Raw genomic sequence first — 6,859 nt, 5'->3', positions numbered from 1 at the left:
TCGATGGCCATCGACACGGCCTGCTCATCGTCACTCGTCGCCGTGCACGAGGGCATCAAGGCGCTGCGCGCGGGTGACGTCGACGTGGTGCTCGCTGGCGGCGTGAACGCGCTCATCACTCCGCTGGTCACCATCGGCTTCGACGAGGTCGGCGGGGTGTTGGCACCGGACGGCCGGATCAAGTCGTTCTCGCAGGACGCCGACGGCTACGCCCGCTCCGAGGGCGGCGGCATGCTGGTGCTCAAGCGCGTCGCCGACGCCCGCCGCGACGGTGACCAGATCATCGCCGTGATCGCGGGCAGCGCGGTCAACCACGACGGCCGGTCGAACGGCCTGCTGGCGCCGAACCCCGACGCCCAGGCCGAGGTGCTGCGCAAGGCCTACAAGGACGCGGGCATCGACCCGCGCTCCGTGGACTACGTCGAGGCCCACGGCACCGGAACCATCCTCGGTGACCCGATCGAGGCCGACGCCCTTGGCCGGGTGATCGGCAAGGGCCGCGCCGCCGACAAGCCCGCACTGCTGGGTGCGGTGAAGTCCAATGTCGGACACCTGGAGTCGGCTGCTGGGGCGGCGAGCCTCGCGAAGGTCGCGCTGTCGCTGAAGAACGACAAGCTGCCGCCGTCGATCAACTACACGGGGCCCAACCCGTACATCGACTTCGAGAAGATCCACATCAAGGTCAACGACACCACGTCCGACTGGCCGCGCTACAGCGGCCACGCGATCGCAGGCGTGTCGGGGTTCGGCTTCGGTGGCGCCAATGCGCACCTGGTGATGCGCGAGGTACTGCCATCGGATCTGATCGAGCCGGAGCCTGCTGCGGAACCCGTTGCCGTGCAGGAGAAGCCGGAGGTCGACGCCGTCTATGTCGGCGGCGTGAAGATGGACGAGTACGGCGAGTTCGTCGACGATGACGACGACGGCCTCGATGTGCCCGCCGCCGCGGTCGACTCAGAACCGGAACTGCCCGGTCTGACCGACGAGGCGCTGCGCCTGCTCGAGGTCGCCCGCGAGGAGCTGGCAGCCGAAGTCGACGCCGCCGAGGAGCCGGCGAAACCGCTCGTCCCACTGGCGGTCTCGGGCTTCCTGACCTCGCGCAAGCGTGCCACCGCGAGCGAGCTGGCCGACTGGATCGACGGCCCCGAGGGCCGGGCGTCCTCGCTGGAGTCGATCGGCCGTTCGCTGTCGCGACGCAACCACGGCCGTTCGCGCGCAGTGGTTCTGGCGCACGACCACGACGAGGCGGTCAAGGGGCTGCGCGCGCTGGCCGAGGGCAAGCAGACGCCGCTGGTGCTCGCCGCCGACGGTCCCGCCACCAACGGGCCCGTCTGGGTGCTGGCCGGATTCGGCGCGCAGCACCGCAAGATGGGCAAGAGCCTGTATCTGCGCGACGAGACCTTCGCCGAGTGGATCAACACGGTCGATGCCCTGGTGCAGGACGAGCTGGGCTACTCCATCGTCGAGCTCATCCTCGACGACTCACAGGATTACGGCATCGAGACCACCCAGGTGGTCATCTTCGCCATCCAGGTCGCCCTCGGTGAGCTGCTCAAGGCGCACGGTGCGAAACCCGGTGCGCTCGTTGGGCAGTCGCTCGGTGAGGCGGCCGCGGCGTACTTCTCGGGCGGTCTGTCGCTGGTCGACGCCACCCGCACCATCTGCTCGCGCAGTCACCTGATGGGTGAGGGCGAGGCCATGCTGTTCGGTGAGTACATCCGGCTGATGGCGCTTGTCGAGTACTCCGCCGACGAGATCAAGACGGTGTTCTCCGACTACCCCGACCTCGAGGTCTGCGTGTACGCCGCGCCGACGCAGACCGTCATCGGCGGCCCGCCGGAGCAGGTCGACGCGATCATCGCCAGGGCCGAGGCCGAGGGCAAGTTCGCCCGCAAGTTCCTGACCAAGGGCGCCAGCCACACTCAGCAGATGGACCCTCTGATCGGCGAGCTCGCGGCCGAACTGCAGGGCATCGAGGCGTTGCCGTTGAAGACCCCCTACTTCTCCACCGTGCACGAGGGCAGCTTCATCCGCGCGGGCAGCGAGCCGATCCACGACGTCGACTACTGGAAGAAGGGCCTGCGGCACAGCGTGTACTTCACGCACGGCATCCGCAACGCCGTCGACAACGGCCACACCACGTTCCTCGAGCTGGCGCCGAACCCCGTGGCGCTCATGCAGGTTGGCCTGACGACGGCCAGCGCCGGACTGCACGACGCGCAGCTCATCGCGACGCTTGCGCGCAAGCAGGACGAGGTCGACTCGATGACCACGGCCATGGCGCAGCTGTTCACGTTCGGCCACGACCTCGACTTCCGCACCCTGTTTTCGGCAGGCGAGTACGCGAACATCCCGCCGACGCGCTTCAGGCGCAAGCCGCACTGGCTCGACGTCAGATTCTCCGGAGACGGCTCCAACATCATCCCGGGTAGCCACGTCGCGACCCCCGACGGTCGCCACGTGTGGGAGTACGCCCCGCGGGCGACGGCAGACCTCGCCGCGCTGGTGAAAGCCGCTGCGGTGCAGGTGCTTCCGGATGCCAAGCTGACGGCCTACGAGCAGCGCGCGGTTCCGGCCGACGACGCCCGGCTGGTGACGACGCTGACCCGGCACCCCGGCGGAGCGACGGTGCAGGTGCACGCGCGGATCGCGGAGTCGTTCACGCTGGTCTACGACGCGATCGTGACCCGCGGCGGCCAGGCGACCGCACTGCCGACGGCCGTCGGCGCTGGCGCTGCCCTGACCGAGGTGGCGGCGCCGCAGCACGCGCCGATCGAGGAGCCGGAAGACGACGCCGCGATCCTCAGCGACAACCTGACCGCGGGCGCCGGTCTCGCAGCGGGTTTCAAGAAGTGGTCGGCGGATTCTGGTGAGTCCATCGCCGAACGGCTGGGCACGATCGTCGGCAGCGCCATGGGCTACGAGCCCGAGGACCTGCCATGGGAGGTCCCGCTCATCGAACTGGGCCTGGACTCGTTGATGGCGGTGCGGATCAAGAACCGCGTCGAGTACGACTTCGACCTGCCGCCCATCCAGTTGACCGCGGTGCGGGACGCCAACCTGTACGCCGTCGAGAAGCTCATCGAGTACGCGATCGAGCACCGTGACGAGGTTCAGGAGCTCGCGGAGGTCCAGAAGACCCAGACCGACGAGGAGATCGCCGCCGCCCAGGCCGAGTTGATGGGCGGAGCCACCACGGTGGCCGAGCTCGAGGAGATGCTCGCTCAGAAGGTGGCCGAGGCCGAAGCGCCAGCAGATGCACCGCCGCCACCTCCTCCGCCGCCGACGAACCCCGCCGGACCCGCGGCCGAGGCGAAGACGCCGAATCTGGCAGGCGCCGCGCAGGTGCTCAACCAGAAGGCGATCTCCGAGGCGCTGAACTCCGACGTGCCCCCGCGGGATGCCGCCGAGCGGGTCACCTTCGCGACGTGGGCGATCGTCACGGGCAAGTCGCCCGGCGGCATCTTCAACCCGCTGCGCGCGCTCTCCGACGAGGAGGCGCAGAAGGTGGCGCAACGCCTCACGGAGCGCGCCGAGGGCACCATCACCGTCGACGACGTGAAGAAGGCGCAGACCATTGAGGAGCTCGCCACCACGGTGCGAGAATTCCTCGAGGCTGGTGAGCTCGACGGCTTCGTCCGGACCATCCGGGCAGCCGAGTCCGAAGACCAGATCCCGGTCTACGTGTTCCACGCCGCTGGCGGCTCGACGGTGGTCTACGAGCCGCTGCTGAAGCGGCTGCCCGCGGGCACTCCGATGATCGGACTGGAGCGCGTCGAGGGCACCATCGAGGAGCGTGCGGCGCAGTACGTACCGAAGCTGCTGGAGCTCAACGGTTGGGGGGCGAGCGAAGCGACGGGGGATGCCAAGCGGAAGCCGTTCATCCTGACCGGGTGGTCACTCGGCGGCGCGCTGTCCTACGCCTGCGCCATCGGGCTCAAGGAGGCGGGCGCCGACGTGGAGTTCGTCGGCCTCATCGACACGGTGCGCCCGGGAGAGCCGATCCAGCAGACGAAGGAAGCGACGCGCCTGCGCTGGGACCGCTACGCGAAGTTCGCGGAGAAGACGTTCAACGTCGAGATCCCGGAGATCCCGTACGAGCAGCTCGAGGAACTCGACGACGCAGGCCAGGTGCAGTTCGTGCTGGAGGCCGTCCAGGGTGCAGGTGTGCAGATCCCCGGCGGGATCATCGAGCACCAGCGCACCTCGTACCTGGATCAGCGCGCGCTCGACGTCGCCGACATCAAGCCGTACGGCGGCCACGTCACGCTGTACATGGCCGACCGGTACCACGACGACGCGATCACGTTCGAGCCCGCATACGCCACCCGCCAGCCCGACGGTGGCTGGGGTGAGTTCGCGTCTGATCTCGAGGTCGTGGCCATTGGGGGCGAGCACATCCAGGCGATCGACGAGCCGTACATTGCGAAGGTCGGCGCGCACATGAGCGAGGCGATCAACCGCATCGAGGCTGCCGAGAAGGAGAAGTAGGCGACGTGACTGAGACTCTCCCACCGACCCGCCCGCACACCACGGCCGAGAAGCTGGCCGAGCTCCGCGAAAAGCTGGAGCTGGCCAAGGAGCCCGGTGGAGAGAAGGCCGTCGCCAAGCGCGCCAAGAAGGGTCTTCCGAGCGCCCGGGCGCGGATCCACGATCTGATCGATCCTGGCAGCTTCTTCGAGATCGGTGCGCTGGCGATGACGCCCGGTGACCCGAACGCGCTCTTCGGCGACGGCGTGGTCACCGGCCACGCCACCATCAACGGTCGTCCGGTCGGCGTGTTCAGCCACGACCAGACGGTGTTCCAGGGCACCGTCGGGGAGATGTTCGGCCGCAAGGTCGCGCGGCTGATGGAGTGGGTGGCGATGGTCGGCTGCCCGATCATCGGCATCAACGACTCCGGTGGCGCCCGCATCCAGGACGCCGCGACGTCGCTGGCCTGGTACGCCGAACTCGGCCGTCGCCACGAACTGCTGTCCGGGCTGGTGCCGCAGGTCTCGATCGTCCTCGGCAAGTGCGCGGGTGGTGCGGTCTACTCGCCGATCCAGACCGACCTGGTGGTGGCGGTCCGCGATCAGGGCTACATGTTCGTCACGGGTCCCGATGTCATCAAGGACGTCACCGGTGAGGACGTGTCGCTCGACGAGTTGGGCGGCGCCGACCATCAGGCCAAGTACGGCAACATCCACCAGGTCGTCGAGGACGAGAAGGCGGCGTTCCAGTATGTCCGCGACTACCTGAGCTTCCTTCCCTCCAACACCTTCGACTCGGCGCCGATCGTCAACCCCGGGCTCGAACCCGAGGTCACCCCGCACGACCTCGAACTCGACGCGATCGTGCCGGACGCCGACAACATGGGCTACGACATGCAGGAGATCCTGCTGCGGATCTTCGACGACGGCGACTTCCTCGAGGTGGCCGCGCAGGCCGGCCGGGCGATCATCACCGGGTACGCCCGTGTCGACGGGCACCCGGTCGCCGTGATCGCCAACCAGCCGATGCACAACGCGGGTGCGATCGACAACGAGGAGTCCGACAAGGCGGCGCGGTTCGTCCGGTTCAACGACTCGTTCAACATTCCGCTGGTCTTCGTCGTCGACACCCCTGGGTTCATGCCGGGTGTGCAGCAGGAGAAGAACGGAATCATCAAGCGCGGCGGTCGATTCCTGTACTCGGTCGTCGAGGCCGACGTGCCCAAGGTGACCATCACGGTCCGCAAGTCCTACGGCGGCGCCTACGCGGTGATGGGTAGCAAGCAGTTGACGTCGGACATGAACTTCGCGTGGCCGACCGCCCGCATCGCGGTGATCGGCGCCGACGGTGCCGCGCAGTTGCTGGTGAAGCGCTTCCCCGATCCGAATGCTCCAGAGGTGCAGAAGATCAAGGCCGACTTCATCGAGGGCTACAACCTCAACCTGGCGATCCCGTACATCGCCGCCGAGCGTGGCTACATCGACGCGGTCATCGAGCCGCACCAGACGCGGTTGCACCTGCGCAGCGCCATGCGGTTGTTGCGGGACAAGCAGATTCAGCGCGTGGCACGCAAGCACGGCCTGATCCCGATCTAGCCCCGCTTCCACCGCGAGCGTGCGTGTCTGCTCCGCGACACGCCGCAATTTCTGTGCAAACGCGCGCGCTCGCGGCCGTTCGGGCGTTGGATGACAAGGGTGTCGAACCACTTCACCGGACTCAGTCTCGGACCACCGCTTGGCGACCAACGCCTCGATCTGTGCGATCTCTACGCCTTTCAGTCTCCTGCGGATCCCTCCCGCACCGTCCTGATCCTGAATGCCAACCCGCAGGCCGACTTCCTGCACCCCGACGCCATCTACCGCATCGGCATCGACAACGACGGCGACCTCCGCAACGACATCGCGTTCAGCTTCGTGTTCTCGGAGCCGCAGGACGGGCGTCAGACGGTGGACGTCTTTCTGGCGGTCGACGACGAGGCCCGCGCCGAGCAGGCCGTCGGGTCGAGGATCTTCGAGGCCGTCGAGGTGTCGTTCGGGCCCACCCCGCAGGTCTTCGAGTCCGGCAGCTTCACGTTCTTCGCCGGGGCCCGCAGCGACGCGTTCTTCTTCGACTTCGACGGCGTCAAGAATCTGTTCGACACCTCCGGTGGGCGGAACTTCACCGCCTTGACCCTCCCTGCTGAATCCCCTTGGACCGGTGTGGATTCGAACACCGAAGCCAACGTGTGCTCGATGGTTCTGGAGCTGCCGACGAGTGCACTCGGCGCGGATCCCGACATCCGGATCTGGGGCCGCTGCAGCCTGCGTCGCGACGGCGAACTGTTGCACGTCGACAGGGCGGGTCACCCGTCGGTGAGCAGCTTCTTCAACACCGACGAGACCAAGGA

Annotated in this window: 3 protein-coding genes; all 3 read left to right on the top strand. The window is 67.7% G+C overall.

Annotated elements, in window-relative coordinates:
- Positions 1-4,491, top strand: a 4,491-nt coding sequence (gene pks13 / locus ACRDUX_RS22775) for a polyketide synthase Pks13 (protein WP_526416760.1), incomplete at its 5' end; no start/stop codon positions are given.
- A gap of 5 nt (positions 4,492-4,496) precedes the next feature.
- A complete protein-coding gene (locus ACRDUX_RS22770; RefSeq protein WP_526416758.1) occupies positions 4,497-6,068 on the top strand; it encodes an acyl-CoA carboxylase subunit beta in 1,572 nt (523 codons plus the stop codon).
- 99 nt (positions 6,069-6,167) lie between these two features.
- Positions 6,168-6,859, top strand: a 692-nt coding sequence (locus ACRDUX_RS22765; RefSeq protein WP_526416756.1) for a DUF4331 family protein, incomplete at its 3' end; no start/stop codon positions are given.

It is taken from the genome of Mycobacterium sp., from assembly GCF_050701675.1.
Classification (GTDB): Bacteria; Actinomycetota; Actinomycetes; order Mycobacteriales; family Mycobacteriaceae; genus Mycobacterium.
The sequence above is the reverse complement of the archived record's forward strand: the minus strand, read 5'-3'. Positions and strand labels throughout refer to the sequence as shown.